Below are 15,709 nucleotides of genomic sequence, written 5' to 3' on the forward strand. Positions count from 1 at the left end.
AGACCGGGGTGAGGTGCTTGGTTCCCAGGCACCGCGGAACCGGGTTAGCGGGCCACCCCCTGGGGGGCGACGCGCGCAGCGCGGTGCAGGGAGATCAAATGTAATGATCGATCAGCAGTGCCGCAAACAACAACGACAAATGGATGAGCGAGAAGCGAAAAGTCTTGCGCGCGAGCGCATCGGAGTAATCGCGCCACAACACGAACGCATAGGTACAGAAGCCGATGCTCAGGATCACGGCCGACAGCAGATAAAACCAGCCACTCATCCGCATGATGAAGGGCATGAGGCAGGCGGCAAAAAGCACCACTGTGTAGAGCAGGATTTGCAACCGGGTGAACTCCGAACCGTGCGTGACTGGCAGCATCGGCAGACCGGACTTGCGGTAATCCTCCACCCGGTACAGGGCCAGCGCCCAGAAATGCGGCGGGGTCCAGAGGAAGATGATGAGGAACAGGATCAGCGCCTCGGGTGCGACCACACCTGTCATCGCAGCCCAGCCCAGCACCGGCGGCATGGCGCCTGAGGCGCCGCCGATCACGATGTTCTGCGGCGTCAGTGGCTTCAAGATCACGGTGTAGATCACTGCGTAGCCCACGAATGTCGCGAAGGTCAGCCACATGGTCAGCGGGTTGACCCAGAAGTACAAAATGGCCGAACCGGCAGCGCACAACACGGCCGAGAAGCTCAGCGTGCGCGTATTGCTCAGCTCTCCCTTGGCGGTCGGCCGCCACGAAGTGCGCTTCATCCTGGCATCGATGTGCTGTTCGACGACGCAGTTGAACGCCGCGGCCGCGCCAGCCACCAGCCAGATGCCGAAACAGGCAATGGCGGCCAGTTGCACGTCGGCCCAGCCCGGCACTCCCGGCACCGCCAGCACCATGCCGATCAGCGCGCAGAACACGATGAGCTGGATCACGCGCGGCTTGGTCAGCGCGTGGTACTGGCGCCAGGCCGAAGGCAGGGCGACAGCAGAGGAGGAGACGGTGCTCATGGAGTCGATCGTGACAGGTTCAGGGCGGGCGCAGCGCTGGTTTGGTCGGCGCTGCGGGTGCTCATGAGCGCGCTGGTCGTGAGAATCACCAGGGCAGCGGCGCCCGCGATGTGCGCCAGCGCAGCCAGCAAGGGCCAGTCCAGCACCACATTGGTCAGTCCGCTGGCGAATTGCCAGGCAGCCAGCAGCAGCAGTCCCTTGGCGATGCGACGGGTTTGCGGCGTTGACCACAGCAACCAGGCCAGCCAGCCCATGCCAGCAAACACCAGATAGGCGCTAAGGCGGTGAACATAGTGAATAGCCGTGAGGGCGGCAAAAGGCAGACCGTAGCCGGCCTGTGTCATGCCCAGTTCGCGCCACAGGGTGAAGCCGTGTGCGAAGTCCATTTCTGGCCACCAGCTGCCCTGACAGGTCGGGAAGTCGCTGCAGGCAAGCACGGCGTAGTTGGTGCTCACCCAGCCGCCCAGCGCAATCTGGACCCAGAGCAACGCGACCACGCCCACCAGCACCCGGCGGGCCAGTGCAGGAACGCCGATAAGTCCCACGCTGTCGGGCGCGGACAACTCGTAGGCCACGGACTGCGCGCGCAACAGGGCCAGCAAGGCCATGCCCCCGAGCAGGTGCAGCGTGACGATGGCGGGAAACAGCTTCATGGTCACGGTGAGCGCACCAAAAGCACCCTGCAGGCAGACCCAGACCAGGGTCACCATGGGCCACCAGAACGACACCGTGAGCCTGCGCCGCTCGACCCAGCTCACCGCCGCCAGGACCAGGATGAGCACACCCACGCCAGTGGCGAGGTAGCGGTGAATCATCTCGATCCAGGCTTTGGAGAAGGTGACCGGTCCGGTGGGCATGGCGGCCTGGGCTGCCGCAATCGATTCCTTGGCACCGACCGGGCTCACGCTGCCGTAGCAGCCCGGCCAGTCGGGGCACCCCAGTCCGGAGTCAGTGAGCCGGGTGAAGGCCCCGAACAAAACGAGGTCGAAGGTGAGGAACAGCGTGACCAGGGTCAGCACGCGCAGGCGCTGCGCGGGCGCCGCATCGCGGTTGCGAAGCCAGACCCAGGCCAGAGGTCCGAGTGCAATCACCACGCCCAGCAGCATGATGCGAGCGATGGGAGCGAGGTCGTAGAGTGGCTGGATGTCCATGTCAGGGATGCCCGGCTCCGGCGGGAGCGGCGATCTCGGGTGCGTGCAGCAGTTTCATGTCAGGGCAGTTTGCGACCTGGCGTGTCCCAGAACGCCGAGGCGCGCAGCAGACGATCCAGGTCTCGTTTGGCTTGCTTGGGGTCAAGGTTGGCGGGAAAACGCATCATCCAGTTGCCCAGAGGGTCGACCACGTACAGGTGGTCTTCCAGGCGCTGACCGGGCGCGGGCTCCAGCCAGCTGGCGAGCTCGGAGGCGTCGACCCGCAATACATCGGCGGCGGCGGTGGCTTGTTGCAGCGGCTCGGTGAGTGCAGCGTCGCCGGTGCGCAGCCAGACCCAGTCGAGCCGGCCTTTCTCCCGACCCAGGGTCTCGCGCAGCTGGCGCTGCAGCAGGAGGTGGTCCTGACACGCGTTGTCGCACGCACTGTCGGCCACGCTGATCAGCAGCCACTGGTCTTTCAGGCTGGACAGCGGCACCGTCTGCCCCGCAGCATTCACGCCCGTGAGGCCGGGAATCGGGCGCTGCGGCTGGATCAGCTCACCGTAGTTGCGCCGGCCTTCGGGCCGGATAACGTAGTAAGTGAAGTAAGACGCAATCACCGGCGCCGCACACACCAGGAAGAGCGCCAGCATCTTCCAGCGGCCTGATCGCGTGGCGGCGGCTGAACGCGAGCTCGCCTGGTCCAGCTGCGGCAGACTGTGCACGGTCAGGGTGAGGGGTTCGTCAGGCAACTGGGCCATGGGGATCGGGCTTTCGGCGGGGGGAAATGAACTGGAACCAGAGGTACAGCAGAGCGGCCAGTGCACACAGAGCAAACCACTGCACGGCGTATCCATAATGCTTTTGCACGCCTGCATTCACTCGAGGCCACTCGCGCAAGAGGCCGTCTGCGGTGTCACCGGTCTGCACGACCGAGACCTCCAGCAGGCGCAAACCAAAGGACTCGGCCATCGCCGCCACTTCGATATTTTGCCGGATCGGTCCCGGCGTGGCCTCGCCGAGCTCGTATAGCTTGGCTGGTGGCGGGGCCAAACGGCCTTCGATGACCACTTCGCCAGTGGGCGTGTGCACGGTGGGTACCCGGCTGCGGTCGGTGAAGTCTCGCGGTGCCCAGCCCCGCTGCACCAGTACGGCCTGATCGCTGCCGGTCAGCTGCAGCGGCGTGATGAGGAAAAAGCCGGTGCGGCCATTCATCTGGCGGTTGTCTAGGAACACGCTGGCTTGCGGCAGCCAATGGCCGCGCAAGCGCACAGCCCGGTGAATCTCATCCTGCAAGTCACTCGAAGCAAGCACGGCCTGCTCATTGAGGGCTGGGAGAGCGGATCGCTGATCTACCGTGGCCTGCAGCGCTTCCTTCTGCGCCGCCCGGTCCAGTTGCCAGCGACCCAGCGAAGCGGTGATCGCCAGGGTGATCACGGTGGCTGCGGTGACGATCCAGAAGCGCCGCCCTCGGTGACTCATGACCACGTCCCCATGCGAACGGGCACGGCACCGATAATGGTGGTCATGAAATACTTTGTTATCGCCAGCTTCGTGGCCATTATCGGCAGTCTGGGCGCGGCGCTGGTCTTCATGATGCGGGGTGGCCAGCACGATGACGAAAACGCCGACACCCAGACCCCTCCCCGCAACGGCATGGCGCGCGCCCTGGCGTTTCGAGTCGGGCTTTCGGTGCTGCTGTTTGTGGTCGTGCTCATCAGTTACTGGATGGGCTGGATCCAGCCCACCGGATTGCCGGTACAGCCCTGAACTGGCGTTCGGGCCCATCTCAAGAAAAAAGCGCCGGTCGGCGCTTTTTTTCCTGGGCCAAGAGGACGCCGGGGCGCCCCGGTCATCACATCCAGTAGACCAGGATGTAAAGCCCCAGCCACACCACGTCCACAAAGTGCCAGTACCAGGCTGCGCCTTCGAAGCCAAAATGGCTCTTGGCGGTGAAGTGGCCTTTTTGCAGGCGCAGGGTGATGAACAGCAGCATCAACATGCCCACAAACACATGGAACCCATGGAAGCCGGTCAGCATGAAGAACGTGGAGCCGAAGATGCCTGAGCTGAGTTTGAGGTTCAGGTCGGTGTAGGCGTGGTAGTACTCGTAGCCCTGTACGCCCAGGAACACGATGCCCAGCAACACCGTGATCCACATGAAGCCAATGGTCTTGGCGCGTTGGCCGGCCTGCAGGGCGTGATGCGCAATGGTCAGCGTCACGCCCGAGGTGAGCAGCAACGCGGTGTTGATCGTGGGCAGCCAGAACGGACCCATGGTCTGGAACGGGTCAACGATGCCGGCCGGTGAAGCCGTGGCACCCGCCTGAACGCTGGGCCAGACTGAGCTGAAGTCGGGCCAGAGCAGCGCGTTCTCGATGTTGCCAAGGGCCGGTACCGAGTGGGTGCGAGCCCACCAAAGTGCGGTGAAGAAGGCGCCAAAGAACATCACCTCGGAGAAGATGAACCAGCTCATGCTCCAGCGATAGGACAGGTCAATCTTGCGGCCGTAGAGACCGCTCTGGCTTTCGCTGACCGAATCGCGGAACCACTGGTAGGTCACCACTGACCAGAACGCCAGGCCAAAAGCGACCGAGTAGGCGCCCCAACCCACCCCGTTCACCCACTGCCCCGCCCCCATGATGACGAAAAACAGGCCGATGGCTGCCATCACCGGATGGCGCGAAGGGCCCGGGACGAAGTAGTACGGCGTGGTGCCGTGTGCGGCTGAAGACATGCTCACTCCTAAACGCTTGTCGCTTGTTAGATTAAAAATACCGAGAGTTGCGATGATCCGCAATCAGCGAACCACCCAGTTGACCAGCGCGATCAGCCCGCCCACAAACAACAAGGCCATGACCACGCCAACCACGATGATGTGAATCGGGTTCAGGCTGGCGATGTCTTTTTGGTAGTCTGCTTGGCGACGCACACCGAGAAACCCCCAGAGCACGGCCTTGACCGTGCCCACAATCGAGCCCTTGCGAAGGTGGATCGGCAGATCGCTCACACCGCCCCCTCCACCGCTTTGGGCAACTGTACGGGTGTGACCGCCACTTCCTGAGGCGCCGCTGGCACCTTGCCACCGACTTCAAAGAAGGTGTACGAGAGCGTGATGGTCGACACGTCCTTGGACAGCTTGGGGTCGATCACGAATGCAACCGGCCACTCTTTCTTTTCGCCAGGTGCCAGGGTGTACTGCGTGAAGCAGAAGCACTCGAGCTTGTTGAAATGCGCCATGGCCTGTTTGGGCGCGTAGCTGGGAATAGCCTGCGCCGCCATGGTGCGGTTCTGGATGTTCTGGAACTCGTAAAGCACCGTGGTCAGCTCACCCGGATGCACCTGCAAAGAACGCACTTCGGGCTTGAAGTGCCAGGGTCCACGCACATTGACGTCGAACTCCACCGTGATGGTGCGCGAGCGGTCCACCTGGGTGTTGGCGGGCGCCTTGGAACGGCCGGGCACATCACGCTCGGACAAGGCCAGGATGTTGATGCCCGTCACCTCGCAGATGGCGCGGTAGATTGGGACCAGCGCATAACCGAAGGCGAACATGCCCAGCGTGATCACGCCGAGCTTGCCCACCATTTTGAAATTCTCGCGTTTCAATCCCATGGTCAATGCTCTGGTTAAAAGGGCTCGCCGGACTTCAGCCGCCGAACAGGGTCATCTTGCTCACGAAACCAAGAAAAAAAGCTGCGGCCACCGAAGCCAGGATCAGCGCCAGGCGCAGGTTGTGCTTCTTCTGCTCGTTCGGTTTCATGGTTGTCGATGCCAATCAACCCACCACTTTGGTAGCGGCTGCGTTGAGTTTCGGCGGGTTCTCAAAGGTGTGGAACGGCGCTGGCGAGGGCACTTCCCACTCCAGACCTTCGGCACCTTCCCACGGGCTCTGAGGCGCTTTTTCACCCTTGCCACGCATGGCGGGAATGATCACGGCGACAAAGAAATAGACCTGGGCAATGCCGAAGACGAAACTGCCCACCGACGCGATCGCATTGAAATCGGCGAACTGCATCGGGTAGTCGGCGTAGCGGCGGGGCATGCCGGCCAGACCCAGGAAGTGCATCGGGAAGAAGGTGATGTTGAACGAAATCATCGACACCCAGAAGTGGATTTTTCCGCGGGTCTCGCTGTACATCACACCGGTCCACTTGGGCAGCCAGTAATAGATGCCAGCGAACATGGCAAACAACGAGCCTGCCACCAGCACGTAGTGGAAGTGGGCCACCACGTAGTAGGTGTCCTGCATCTGGATGTCGATCGGAGCCACCGCGAGGATCAGACCGGTGAAGCCGCCCAGCGTGAACACGAAGATGAAACCCACGGCCCAGAGCATGGGGGTCTCGAAAGTCATCGAGCCTTTCCACATGGTCGCGATCCAATTGAAAATCTTCACGCCCGTGGGCACCGCGATCAGCATGGTCGAGTACATGAAGAACAGCTGACCGGTCACCGGCATGCCGGTGGTGAACATGTGGTGCGCCCACACGACAAAAGACAGGATGGCGATCGAACCGGTGGCGTAGACCATGGAGGCGTAGCCGAAGAGCTTCTTGCGGGCAAACGCCGGGATCACCTGGCTCACGATGCCGAAGGCCGGCAGGATCATGATGTAGACCTCGGGGTGACCAAAGAACCAGAAGATGTGCTGGTACATCACCGGGTCGCCGCCGCCAGCGGGATTGAAGAAGCTGGTGCCAAAATGGCGATCGGTCAGCGTCATGGTGATGGCGCCGGCCAGCACCGGCATGACGGCGATCAGCAGGTAGGCGGTGATGAGCCAGGTCCAGCAGAACATCGGCATTTTCATCAGCGTCATGCCGGGGGCACGCATGTTCAGGATGGTCACGATGATGTTGATCGAGCCCATGATGGAACTCGCGCCCAGGATGTGAAGCGCGAAAATGGCCACGTCCATCGACGGACCCATTTGCAGCGTCAGCGGTGCATACAGCGTCCAGCCTGCAGCGGGTGCACCACCGGGCATGAAAAACGAGGACACCAGCATCAGCGCGGCGGGGATCATCAGCCAGAAGCTGAAGTTGTTCATGCGCGCAAACGCCATGTCGGACGCGCCGATCTGCAGCGGCACCATCCAGTTCGCGAAGCCCACGAAGGCCGGCATGATGGCGCCGAACACCATGATCAGGCCGTGCATCGTGGTCAGCTGGTTGAACAGCCCTGGGTTCACCAGTTGCAGGCCAGGCTGGAACAGCTCGGCACGGATGCCCAGCGCCAGCACACCGCCCACCATGAGCATGGTGAAGGCGAACAGCAGATACAGCGTACCGATATCTTTGTGGTTGGTCGCATAGACCCAGCGACGCCAGCCCGCGGGGGCATGGTGATCGTGGTCATGGCCGTGGGCGTCGTGGTGGTCGAGAACTGCACTCATGATCGATTCCTTTGATGCTCAGTATGTGTTGTGCTGTCGACGGATCACTGGCGAGCAGCCAGCACCTCGGCCGGTTGCACGAGCCGCTGGGTCTGGTTCGACCAGCTGTTCTTGGTGTAGGTCATCACGGCCGCCAGCTCGGTGTCGGACAGCTGTTTCCAGGCCGGCATGGCGCCGTTGTTTTGACCATTGAGCAATACGTTGATCATTGGGGACTTGTCCATATTGACCACCAGGGCCGAGCCGTCCAGCGCCTTGATTGGGCCGGCGCCTTTGCCTTGTGCACCGTGGCAGGCCAGGCAGTTGGCGGCATACACCGACTCGCCACGCTGCACCAGGTCGGCCAGGTTCCAGACCTTGGTCGGGTCGTCCGCGGCAGCGGCCATGGCTTTCTTCTGGGCGTCGACCCAGGCGGTGTATTCCTCCGCCGTCACCACTTTGACGTGGATGGGCATGTAGGCATGCTCCTTGCCGCACAGCTCGGCGCACTGACCATAGTAGTCGCCGGTCTTTTCGGCGCGGAACCAAGTGTCGCGCACAAAGCCGGGGATCGCGTCTTGCTTGACGCCAAAGGCTGGCACCATCCAAGCGTGGATCACATCGTTGGCGGTGGTGATGATGCGAACCTTCTTGTCCACGGGCACCACCATCGGATTGTCCACCTTGAGCAGGTAGTCGTCGGTAGGCGGTGGCTTGCCGCTGCTCGACATCAGGCGGTGGCTGTTGTCCAGGGTGGAGAGAAAACCAATGCCCTCGCCTTCGCCCTTGATGTAGTCGTAACCCCACTTCCACTGCATGCCCGTGGCCTTGATGGTCAGGTCGCTGTTGGTGGTGTCCTTCTGGGCTACAAGCACCTTGGTCGCGGGCAACGCCATGCCGATGACGATCAACAGCGGCACGATGGTCCAGCCCAGCTCGACCCAGATCGGCTCGGCCAGCACTTGAGACTTGTGACCTACCGACTTGCGGTGTTTCAGGATGGAATAAAACATCACGCCGAAAACGACCACAAAGATCACAGCGCAAATGACCATCATGAACCAGTGCAGCCAGTGCTGTTCTTCGGCGATCTTGGTCACCGCTGGAGCAAAGTTGAGCTGGTTGACGGCCGGACCGCCTGGCAGGTCATTGACCTTCTGCGCCAGGGCAGTGCCCCAGGCGCCAAGTGTGGCCGCCAGCGCGATGCCTGCCGAGCGCCAAGTCGCGCCTTGATTCCCTGGGTTCACCACCGTCTTCATGGTCTTGCTCACGTTTTCCGCCTCAATATAAGTATTGATTTATATCAACACCGATTAGAACAAATTTTTCTGCCCTCGCCCAGCCAAACCCGCCAGCGCCGAACGCGTTTCCCCAACCTCACCCCATTCTCAACGCCTGCCGGATCTCCCTCGCCAGCACAGGGCGCAGGTCAGACCGCAAGTAGCGACCGACCCGCACCGAGCGACCTCCAGCGTGCAGTTCCACCAGGCCGTGCCCGGTGCATGGCTCGACGCGAACCCAGTCACGCGCGAACTCACAACGCTCGGTGCGCCCGGCAGTCTCCAGTTCCACGACCAGCCGGCCTCCGTGAACGCTGATGCGCTCTCCGTCGGCCGCGTGGCGCGCGTAAACCAGAAACGCAGTGGCAAGTGCCATCAGCTCCAGCGCCGCAAAGGGCAGCACCAACACCGCCCCCTGAAACCAGAAGAACAGTGCCACCGACAGCGACAAGGTGCTCAGCAACCCGAAGGTCAAGCCCAGCTGGGCTGGGCTGACTGAACAGTTGCGTCTCAGGATCCAGTGCAAGCCGTCTGCAGATGCTGTTGCCAATCGGAACGAATTGCTGGCTTGAACCACCACCGACTCCAGTCAAGGCGCCTCGCACCTGAATGGGCGGACGGCGTTGATCAGGGAAGATGCCCCATCTGCGTTGATTTCCGACAATTGTAGCGAGCGTCATCGACCAGCCGGACCGCAAAGGCTCCACTCCCGAGTAGGACAAGGTGAGATGTCGCAAAACGCCCGCTCAGCGCCGGCCCGATCGCAACATCGCGCGCATCTCTTCCATCGTCACCGCCGCTTCACCCGCCGGGCCTCTGGACGGTTTGGGAGCAGCCTTGAAGGCATGACCGTAGATCAGTTCCACCGTCAGCACCAGCCGGCCATCGGCATCGCGCGGCAAACCGGTTTCGAGGGCAATCACCAGCGCCTGGCGCCAGCAGCGCGGCCTCAGGCCCGGATGGCGGGCGGCATGCAGGTTGCGCCCGAGCTCGCGCAGATCGTCCAGCACCGCCTGGCCCGTGCTGTAGGTGAGCGTCAGCCGCTCCATATCCATCACTGGCTCGGCAAACCCGCTGTGCACCAGCATGTCGCCCCAGTCGTGCATGTCGGTGAACGGGTGGTGGGGCATCGGCCAACCCTGCTGGCTGAACACCGTTCTCAACTCGCGCAAGGTGTCAGGCCCTAAGCACGAGAACATCAGAAATCCGTCGGTCCGGATGTGACTGTTCCATTGACGCAACAGCCGCTGGGGGTGCGGCTCAAGGTGCAAAACCATATTGGCCCACAACATGTCGACCCGGGTCTCTGCTTTGGCGAGTGCCGGCGCCCGGCGCCGACCCCACTCCAGCGGGTTCCATGAGCGGCGCCCCCCCGTCTGCAAGGCTTTCAGAGCAGCCGGCGCGGCGTCCGCCGCGATCCAACAGGCAGCGCCGGGATACAAATCAAGCAGGCGCTGATGCGCCTCGATACCGCCCAGCAGCGGCTCCCAGTGCAACCAGCTTTCAGGTGACTGGCGGAACCACTGCAGCCGATCGGCCATGCGTGAGGCCACCTCTTCATGCAACCAGGGACTTCGCGTGCGCGGCAAGCAGCGCCATCGGCGCGCGGCCAATACGTCGAGATCCGGGACTGGCGGTTCGATTTCGGTGGGCGAGGGCAAGCGGACTATCCGGATGGGGTATGAGATGGGGCGTGCAACACGCTTGAGAGCGAGCTGACCGCTATTGTTGGTCCGATGTTAAAGACCTTGTGGCAAGCGGCAGGCATGGGACCAGGGATTTGTCAGGTGTGTGGCCGCTGGCCGGCGCAGCCCATTTGCGATGGCTGCGTGCGCCGGTTCGGCACGCCGCGCATGCGCTGCATCACCTGCGCCGCCCCGCTGAGCCGGACCGAGACGCTTTGCGGCGCCTGCCAGACGCGCGACCCATCGCTCGCGCTGTGTCGCTGCGTGGCGGCAATGGATTACGCGTACCCGTGGGACAACCTGATCGCTCGCTTCAAGTTTCGCGACGGGCCCGGCTGGGCCAGACCCCTGGCTCAACTGATGTCGCAGGCATCGGACACGCCGGCCTTGTTGCGCTCCAGCGACTGGCTGGTGCCAGTGCCCTTGAGCCCCGGTCGACTCGCCAGCCGCGGCTACAACCAGGCCTGGGAACTGGTCAAGGCCTTGCGAGCCCTGCAGCCTGATTCGCCACCTGGATTGGCCAATGCACTGGTGCGACTCGGTGACGCACCAGACCAACACAGCCTGCCGCGCGAGCAGCGGCTGCGCAACCTGCGCGGCGCGTTCGCGGCACATCCCGACCATGTCGCCCGCCTGCTTGGCCGCAAAGTGCTGCTGGTCGATGACGTGAGCACCACCGGCGCCACGCTGCGCAGCGCCGCCTTTGCCTTGCGCCAGGCCGGCGCCGCACAGGTCCAGGCCCTGGTGATCGCGCGCACCCTGCCCCATTGACACCAGGACGCCCCGCGCAGGGTCGAACCGACACCCTGTCAGATCTGACGCCACAAGGGCCGCCTGGGCCATACATCCGGCGGTATCATTCTTTTCACAGGGAGAGCCAAGAAGTTCCGATGACGGATCCGCGCTGACCACGGGCCACCGGCCCGCCACCGCCCTGCCCGATGTTCCACATCGTCCTTGTTGCACCCGAGATCCCGCCCAATACGGGCAATGTGATCCGCTTGTGCGCCAACATTGGCTGCACGCTGCACCTCGTGGAGCCGCTGGGCTTCTCGATGGACGACAAACAGATGCGCCGCGCAGGCCTCGACTACCACGAGTACGCCGAGATCAGGCGGCACAGCAGCTGGGATGCGCTGCTCGCGACCGAACAGCCCGATCCGCAGCGGCGCTTTGCGCTCACCACCCGCGGCAGCCAAAACCTCTTTGACATCCGCTTCCAGGCAGGTGACTGGCTGGTCTTCGGATCCGAAACCCAGGGCCTGCCCGACTCGGTGCGTGAGCAGTTCCCTGCCGAACAGCGCCTGCGCCTGCCCATGCGCGCGGGACAGCGCAGCCTCAACCTGTCCAATGCCGTGGCGGTCACGGCATTTGAAGCGTGGCGCCAACAACGCTTCCAAGAGGGTAAAGCGTGAGAAAACACACTGTTGCACTGGGGAGCTCGCCCAACCATCCGAACACATCCGGCCCGAAAATACGAGTTGAATTCACGGCGTGCCGTCCGTCACAACCCACGGACGATACCCACCCAACAGCGGTTTACCCAGCCGCGCGGAGACTGTCTTGATCGCTACCCTTGCCCGAATGCTCGGCATTCAGCCCAACGCCCAGCCACCATTGCGCAGTGCGCCCAGCCTGAAGAACTTGCTTGCAATCCGGCAAGCCATGTTGACTTGCATCAGCGACTGCGACACCACCGCCTCCTCACGCCTTCGCCACAAGATCGACCACACCCAGACGCCGCAAGAACTCTGGATGCTGCGCAACGATGCTTACCAGCTGATCTCCCAGCGACACAACCAGACCGTTGCGGCCGAGCGCATCAACGCGCTTATTGAGCACTTCGAAGGCTGGGTCGATCCGAAACAGCTGGTGCGCATCGGCTAATGCGCGGACCCGCTCAGGGGTAACGACGCACCAGCGACTCGGCCACGCAAACCGGCTTGTCCACGCCTTCACGCTCCACCGCCACGCCCCACGTCATCTGAATCCCGTCGCCCTCAATGGGCTGAGCCGTCAACAGCGTCATGCGCGCGCGCAAGCGGCTGCCCACCGGCACCGGGGCGGTGAACCGCACCTTGTTGAGCCCGTAGTTCACGCCCAAGGCGGACTGACGCACCGTCAGCGCCGATTCAAAAAACACAGGCAAGAGCGAGAGCGTCAGAAAGCCGTGCGCGATCGGCGCGCCGAAAGGTCCTTGCTGCGCCCGCGCCACGTCCACATGGATCCACTGGTGATCACCTGTGGCCTGGGCAAACTGGTTGACCTGCTCCTGAGTGATCGTGACCCAGTCGCTCACCGCCACTTCCTGACCGACACACGCGGCCAGATCGGCCAGGGTTTCAAAGGTTTTCATGGGCCCAACTCTAGTGGCGGTTGGAGCACCGGCCTGTCTGGGTCGGGACAGCGACCCGCGAAGCGGTGGACCATGAGGGCCCTATGTGTCCAGCCACTCTCGAATGCCCTGCCACTGCAGCAAATCCTTCTCGACCCGGCTCGGCGCCACATCGAACAAGGTGAGCCCACGTGCGGCGAGATGGATGTAGTTTTGCGTGTCTCTCAGGTAGCCCAGCACGGGCAGGCCCAGGCTGTCCACAAACTCGTGCAGCTTGTCGGCCGCGATGGTGCGCGCATCGACCCGCATGCCCACGATACCGACCTTCAGCTTGTCGGCATGTCGTGATTCAGCCAACTCGTCCAGAAAGGCGCGCGTGGCGTAGATGTCAAAGATGCTGGGCTGCAGCGGCACCAGGATCTTGTCGGCCAGCTTGAGCACGTCCTTGAAGCGCCAACCGTGCAGGCCAGCCGGGGTATCCAGCACCACATGGGTGGTATCTCTGGGCGGGCGGGCAATCAGATCGGCCGAAACCGCCCAGGTGTTGATCGATCGCGCCTGCGGCGGACGCAGCTTGAGCCACAGGGCCGAGGACTGCTGCCGGTCGGCATCGCCCAGCATCACCGCGTGACCCTGGCTGGCAAAGTAACCCGCCACGTTGGTCGACAGCGTGGACTTGCCCACGCCTCCCTTGGGATTGGCCACCACCACCACCGGCATATCAAGCTCCTCGGAAACTGGGAATGAAGCGTGATGTTACGCCTTGTGCCTCAGCGAAACGCGTCCCAGATCAGCTTGAGGCCGGTGAGGAACATGCCCAGGTACAGCAGCCGGTAGAACAGGCGGGGCTGGATTCGGTGAGCGATCCGCACCCCCAGCCACACACCCAGTGGCGCCAGCGGCAGCAAAACCAGCGAAGTCAGCATATTCTGCATGTCGAGCAAACCCAGCCAGGCATAGGGAATCCACTTGGCCAGGTTGATGAAGAAGTAGAAGAAGGCCATGGTGCCGGTGAACAGCAGCGGCGAGAGCTTGAGCGGAATCACGTAGGCATTGAGCGGCGGTCCGCCAGCGTGGGCGATGAAGCTGGTGAAGCCCGAGGTGACGCTCAGCAGGCGGCCAAGCCATTTCGGAGGCGGCGGCGCATCCGACTGAGGCGGAAACAGAAGACGCTGCGCCAGAAAGAGCAGCGTGAACACGCCCACGATGCCTGCCACCCAACTCGGCTCCAGCAACTTGAACAGTCCAGCACCGATCACGATGCCGACCAGGCCGTAAGGCAACAGGAACTTCAGCAACTCACGGTCCACGTTGTTGCGGAAAGCTGCCATGCCAAGCAGATCCATGAGCAACAGCACCGGCATCAGGATCGCCGCCGCCTGCGGCACCGTGACCGCAATGGCCATCATGGGCACGGCGAGCGAGCCAAAACCCGCGCCAAAGCCGCTCTTGCTGATGCCCAGCAGCAGCACCGCAGGGACTGCCACGGCGTAGAAAAACGGATCGGTGTTGATCAGCATCGTGGCGCGAGCATAGCGGGCCAGGCGCGTCGCGTAGCCCACCGGGTACGCCCCATGGACCACAATACTGGCCATGTTCAATCCGTCCCAGGCCGACGTCCGGCGTTTCTTCTGCGGCGTTTACCGCAAGCAAATCGGCGCCGAGCCCATGCAGGCCATCGAAACCCTGGCAGGCCAATGGATCGCCGAACACCCTGCCTACCACCCCGAACTGGCCGACGAGGCCTCTGCTCTCGAGCGCGTGGGCGAGGCCCAGACCGCCTCCGACAACCCGTTCCTGCATCTGTCCATGCACTTGTCGATCAGCGAGCAATGCAGCATCGATCAGCCGCCCGGCATCCGCCAGGCGGTGGAGCTGCTGGCGGCGCGGCGCGGCGATCTGCACGCCGCCCACCACGAGGTGATGGAGTGCCTGGGCCGCATGCTGTGGGAAAGCCAGCGCGCAGGTCGCCCCCCGGACGGCGAGTCCTACATCGAACAGGTGCGCCAGCGCGCCACCAAAGACTAACCCTCCGCGCCGCTTCTCGGCACCCCCAGGAGGCATCACCTGCGGTCCGACGGCGACGGATCAGCGGTGATCCGGGTCATGACATCTGGGTCCGGAAAAGCGCCATTCCTCCCAAGAAAAAAGCCGCTCAAAGAGCGGCTTTTTATTTCAGGCTAGAGCTATCAGCGGAAACGCGACTGAGGCACCACCGAAAGCTCGGTCTCCAGGGTGGACAGGTACTTGGCCATCTCGCGCATCTCGGCATGGGAATACTGCTTGGCAATGCCGGCCATGATGGCGTTGTTGCGACCCACCACCTGGTTGCCTTCGACCGTGTAGGCCTTGAGCGCCACGTACAAATAGTCGGCGTGCTGGCCCGCAATCTTGGGATAACTCGGGTCGATCGGCTTGCTGAAGTTGGCTCCATGGCAGGAAGCGCAAGCACCCTTTTCGAGCAGCGCCGCCGTCTTCACACTGGCGGCCTTCGGTGTCTCAGGCGCAGTCTTGTCGGCGTGAGATGCGTAGAACGCGGCGAGGTCGGCCATGTCCTGCTCAGACAGTGCGGCGGCTATGCCGCGCATGGTCGGGTGCTTGCGATCGCCCTTCTTGTAGGCCACCAGCGAGGCCACGATGTACTTGTCCGACTGGCCCGAAATTTTGGGCACTTTGTGAATTTCCGGAAAGCTGTTCTGGTAGCCCGGGATGCCATGGCAGCCGATGCACATCTCGGCTTTCTGCTTGCCGGCCTGCACGTCGCCCGTTGCGCCCTGGGCCATGGCGGAAGTGCCCATCATCGCGAGCGTCGCGGCTGTGACAAGGGTACGAACGGTGGCAGTCAACAGGTGGATCATTTTGCTAGCACAATGGGATGGACGTTGATAAAAATCAATCTGTGATTATA

21 protein-coding genes are annotated in these 15,709 nt (G+C 62.9%); 5 read left to right on the forward strand and 16 right to left on the reverse strand.

Features of this window, described 5'->3' with window-relative positions:
* Window positions 1–94: 94 nt before the first annotated feature.
* Genes cyoE through QUV25_RS02635 form a run of 4 tightly spaced genes read right to left on the reverse strand, consistent with a single transcriptional unit; the run spans window position 95 to window position 3,606 of the window.
* Window positions 95–994, reverse strand: a complete 900-nt coding sequence (gene cyoE, locus QUV25_RS02620) for a heme o synthase (protein ID WP_300861086.1) — start codon at window positions 992–994, stop codon at window positions 95–97.
* Window positions 991–2,145: a heme A synthase gene (locus tag QUV25_RS02625; protein ID WP_300861087.1), complete on the reverse strand. Its 1,155-nt coding sequence runs from the start codon at window positions 2,143–2,145 to the stop codon at window positions 991–993. Before QUV25_RS02625 ends, cyoE begins: the two co-directional genes overlap by 4 nt.
* Window positions 2,146–2,204: 59 nt before the next feature.
* On the reverse strand, window positions 2,205–2,885 hold the full coding sequence (locus QUV25_RS02630) for a hypothetical protein (RefSeq protein WP_300861088.1): 681 nt from the start codon (window positions 2,883–2,885) through the stop codon (window positions 2,205–2,207).
* Window positions 2,869–3,606 (reverse strand): SURF1 family protein, encoded by a 738-nt coding sequence (locus QUV25_RS02635; RefSeq protein ID WP_300861089.1) that lies wholly within the window; start codon window positions 3,604–3,606, stop codon window positions 2,869–2,871. Before QUV25_RS02635 ends, QUV25_RS02630 begins: the two co-directional genes overlap by 17 nt.
* Window positions 3,607–3,651: 45 nt before the next feature.
* Between QUV25_RS02635 and QUV25_RS02640 the strand changes: the two genes are divergently transcribed.
* A complete protein-coding gene (locus QUV25_RS02640; protein ID WP_300861090.1) occupies window positions 3,652–3,894 on the forward strand; it encodes a twin transmembrane helix small protein in 243 nt (80 codons plus the stop codon).
* Window positions 3,895–3,979: 85 nt separating this feature from the next.
* Here QUV25_RS02640 and QUV25_RS02645 read toward each other — a convergent pair whose 3' ends face one another.
* The 8 genes from QUV25_RS02645 to QUV25_RS02680 form a co-directional block, all read right to left on the reverse strand.
* Window positions 3,980–4,861 (reverse strand): cytochrome c oxidase subunit 3, encoded by an 882-nt coding sequence (locus QUV25_RS02645; protein ID WP_300861091.1) that lies wholly within the window; start codon window positions 4,859–4,861, stop codon window positions 3,980–3,982.
* A 63-nt stretch (window positions 4,862–4,924) separates the two neighbouring features.
* Window positions 4,925–5,134, reverse strand: a complete 210-nt coding sequence (locus QUV25_RS02650; RefSeq protein WP_300861092.1) for a DUF2970 domain-containing protein — start codon at window positions 5,132–5,134, stop codon at window positions 4,925–4,927.
* Window positions 5,131–5,739 (reverse strand): cytochrome c oxidase assembly protein, encoded by a 609-nt coding sequence (locus QUV25_RS02655; protein ID WP_300861093.1) that lies wholly within the window; start codon window positions 5,737–5,739, stop codon window positions 5,131–5,133. The genes QUV25_RS02650 and QUV25_RS02655 overlap by 4 nt, the downstream gene beginning before the upstream one ends.
* Window positions 5,740–5,773: 34 nt before the next feature.
* A complete protein-coding gene (locus QUV25_RS02660; RefSeq protein ID WP_300861094.1) occupies window positions 5,774–5,887 on the reverse strand; it encodes a cytochrome oxidase small assembly protein in 114 nt (37 codons plus the stop codon).
* Window positions 5,888–5,902: 15 nt separating this feature from the next.
* Entirely contained in the window at window positions 5,903–7,522 is a 1,620-nt protein-coding gene (gene ctaD / locus QUV25_RS02665) for a cytochrome c oxidase subunit I (RefSeq protein WP_300861095.1), read from the reverse strand.
* Window positions 7,523–7,566: 44 nt separating this feature from the next.
* Window positions 7,567–8,772, reverse strand: a complete 1,206-nt coding sequence (coxB, locus tag QUV25_RS02670; RefSeq protein ID WP_300861097.1) for a cytochrome c oxidase subunit II — start codon at window positions 8,770–8,772, stop codon at window positions 7,567–7,569.
* Between the two features lie 106 nt (window positions 8,773–8,878).
* The gene (locus tag QUV25_RS02675) at window positions 8,879–9,361 is read right to left on the reverse strand and encodes a DUF2244 domain-containing protein (protein WP_366945623.1); all 483 of its coding nucleotides are present in this window, start codon (window positions 9,359–9,361) and stop codon (window positions 8,879–8,881) included.
* Between the two features lie 166 nt (window positions 9,362–9,527).
* Window positions 9,528–10,322 (reverse strand): biotin synthase, encoded by a 795-nt coding sequence (locus tag QUV25_RS02680; RefSeq protein ID WP_300861099.1) that lies wholly within the window; start codon window positions 10,320–10,322, stop codon window positions 9,528–9,530.
* Between the two features lie 312 nt (window positions 10,323–10,634).
* Between QUV25_RS02680 and QUV25_RS02685 the strand changes: the two genes are divergently transcribed.
* From QUV25_RS02685 to QUV25_RS02695, 3 genes are all read left to right on the forward strand, one after another.
* The gene (locus tag QUV25_RS02685; RefSeq protein ID WP_300861101.1) at window positions 10,635–11,237 is read left to right on the forward strand and encodes a ComF family protein; all 603 of its coding nucleotides are present in this window, start codon (window positions 10,635–10,637) and stop codon (window positions 11,235–11,237) included.
* A gap of 170 nt (window positions 11,238–11,407) precedes the next feature.
* Window positions 11,408–11,881, forward strand: a complete 474-nt coding sequence (trmL, locus tag QUV25_RS02690; protein WP_300861103.1) for a tRNA (uridine(34)/cytosine(34)/5-carboxymethylaminomethyluridine(34)-2'-O)-methyltransferase TrmL — start codon at window positions 11,408–11,410, stop codon at window positions 11,879–11,881.
* A gap of 148 nt (window positions 11,882–12,029) precedes the next feature.
* Complete coding sequence (locus tag QUV25_RS02695; protein WP_300861105.1) at window positions 12,030–12,353, forward strand: hypothetical protein; 324 nt, start codon at window positions 12,030–12,032, stop codon at window positions 12,351–12,353.
* Window positions 12,354–12,366: 13 nt separating this feature from the next.
* Here QUV25_RS02695 and QUV25_RS02700 read toward each other — a convergent pair whose 3' ends face one another.
* The 3 genes from QUV25_RS02700 to QUV25_RS02710 all read right to left on the reverse strand — a co-directional run bounded on the left by QUV25_RS02700 (window position 12,367) and on the right by QUV25_RS02710 (window position 14,321).
* Complete coding sequence (locus QUV25_RS02700; RefSeq protein WP_300861107.1) at window positions 12,367–12,822, reverse strand: MaoC family dehydratase; 456 nt, start codon at window positions 12,820–12,822, stop codon at window positions 12,367–12,369.
* Window positions 12,823–12,903: 81 nt separating this feature from the next.
* Window positions 12,904–13,521 carry a ParA family protein gene (locus QUV25_RS02705; protein WP_300861109.1) on the reverse strand — a complete coding sequence of 206 codons (618 nt, stop codon included), beginning with the start codon at window positions 13,519–13,521 and terminating at the stop codon, window positions 12,904–12,906.
* Window positions 13,522–13,571: 50 nt separating this feature from the next.
* A complete protein-coding gene (locus QUV25_RS02710; protein WP_300861997.1) occupies window positions 13,572–14,321 on the reverse strand; it encodes a sulfite exporter TauE/SafE family protein in 750 nt (249 codons plus the stop codon).
* 73 nt (window positions 14,322–14,394) lie between these two features.
* Here QUV25_RS02710 and QUV25_RS02715 point away from each other — a divergent pair, with 73 nt between their 5' ends.
* Window positions 14,395–14,829 carry a DUF1841 family protein gene (locus QUV25_RS02715; RefSeq protein ID WP_300861111.1) on the forward strand — a complete coding sequence of 145 codons (435 nt, stop codon included), beginning with the start codon at window positions 14,395–14,397 and terminating at the stop codon, window positions 14,827–14,829.
* Between the two features lie 161 nt (window positions 14,830–14,990).
* Here the strand turns inward: QUV25_RS02715 and QUV25_RS02720 are convergent, their stop codons facing one another.
* Entirely contained in the window at window positions 14,991–15,602 is a 612-nt protein-coding gene (locus tag QUV25_RS02720; RefSeq protein WP_300861113.1) for a c-type cytochrome, read from the reverse strand.
* Window positions 15,603–15,709: the final 107 nt, after the last annotated feature.

This window comes from Hydrogenophaga sp., from assembly GCF_030373245.1.
GTDB lineage: Bacteria > Pseudomonadota > Gammaproteobacteria > Burkholderiales > Burkholderiaceae_C > Hydrogenophaga.

Coding starts and splice junctions, on each gene's coding strand:
- QUV25_RS02625 (WP_300861087.1), bottom strand. CDS start 2,145: ATGGACATCCAGCCACTCTACGACCTCGCTCCCATCGCTCGCATCATG.
- QUV25_RS02700 (WP_300861107.1), bottom strand. CDS start 12,822: ATGAAAACCTTTGAAACCCTGGCCGATCTGGCCGCGTGTGTCGGTCAG.
- QUV25_RS02680 (WP_300861099.1), bottom strand. CDS start 10,322: ATGGCCGATCGGCTGCAGTGGTTCCGCCAGTCACCTGAAAGCTGGTTG.
- ctaD (WP_300861095.1), bottom strand. CDS start 7,522: ATGAGTGCAGTTCTCGACCACCACGACGCCCACGGCCATGACCACGAT.
- QUV25_RS02715 (WP_300861111.1), top strand. CDS start 14,395: ATGTTCAATCCGTCCCAGGCCGACGTCCGGCGTTTCTTCTGCGGCGTT.
- QUV25_RS02645 (WP_300861091.1), bottom strand. CDS start 4,861: ATGTCTTCAGCCGCACACGGCACCACGCCGTACTACTTCGTCCCGGGC.
- QUV25_RS02655 (WP_300861093.1), bottom strand. CDS start 5,739: ATGGGATTGAAACGCGAGAATTTCAAAATGGTGGGCAAGCTCGGCGTG.
- QUV25_RS02685 (WP_300861101.1), top strand. CDS start 10,635: ATGCGCTGCATCACCTGCGCCGCCCCGCTGAGCCGGACCGAGACGCTT.
- QUV25_RS02640 (WP_300861090.1), top strand. CDS start 3,652: ATGAAATACTTTGTTATCGCCAGCTTCGTGGCCATTATCGGCAGTCTG.
- QUV25_RS02635 (WP_300861089.1), bottom strand. CDS start 3,606: ATGAGTCACCGAGGGCGGCGCTTCTGGATCGTCACCGCAGCCACCGTG.
- QUV25_RS02710 (WP_300861997.1), bottom strand. CDS start 14,321: ATGCTGATCAACACCGATCCGTTTTTCTACGCCGTGGCAGTCCCTGCG.
- QUV25_RS02705 (WP_300861109.1), bottom strand. CDS start 13,521: ATGCCGGTGGTGGTGGTGGCCAATCCCAAGGGAGGCGTGGGCAAGTCC.
- QUV25_RS02720 (WP_300861113.1), bottom strand. CDS start 15,602: ATGATGGGCACTTCCGCCATGGCCCAGGGCGCAACGGGCGACGTGCAG.
- QUV25_RS02660 (WP_300861094.1), bottom strand. CDS start 5,887: ATGAAACCGAACGAGCAGAAGAAGCACAACCTGCGCCTGGCGCTGATC.
- cyoE (WP_300861086.1), bottom strand. CDS start 994: ATGAGCACCGTCTCCTCCTCTGCTGTCGCCCTGCCTTCGGCCTGGCGC.
- QUV25_RS02630 (WP_300861088.1), bottom strand. CDS start 2,885: ATGGCCCAGTTGCCTGACGAACCCCTCACCCTGACCGTGCACAGTCTG.
- trmL (WP_300861103.1), top strand. CDS start 11,408: ATGTTCCACATCGTCCTTGTTGCACCCGAGATCCCGCCCAATACGGGC.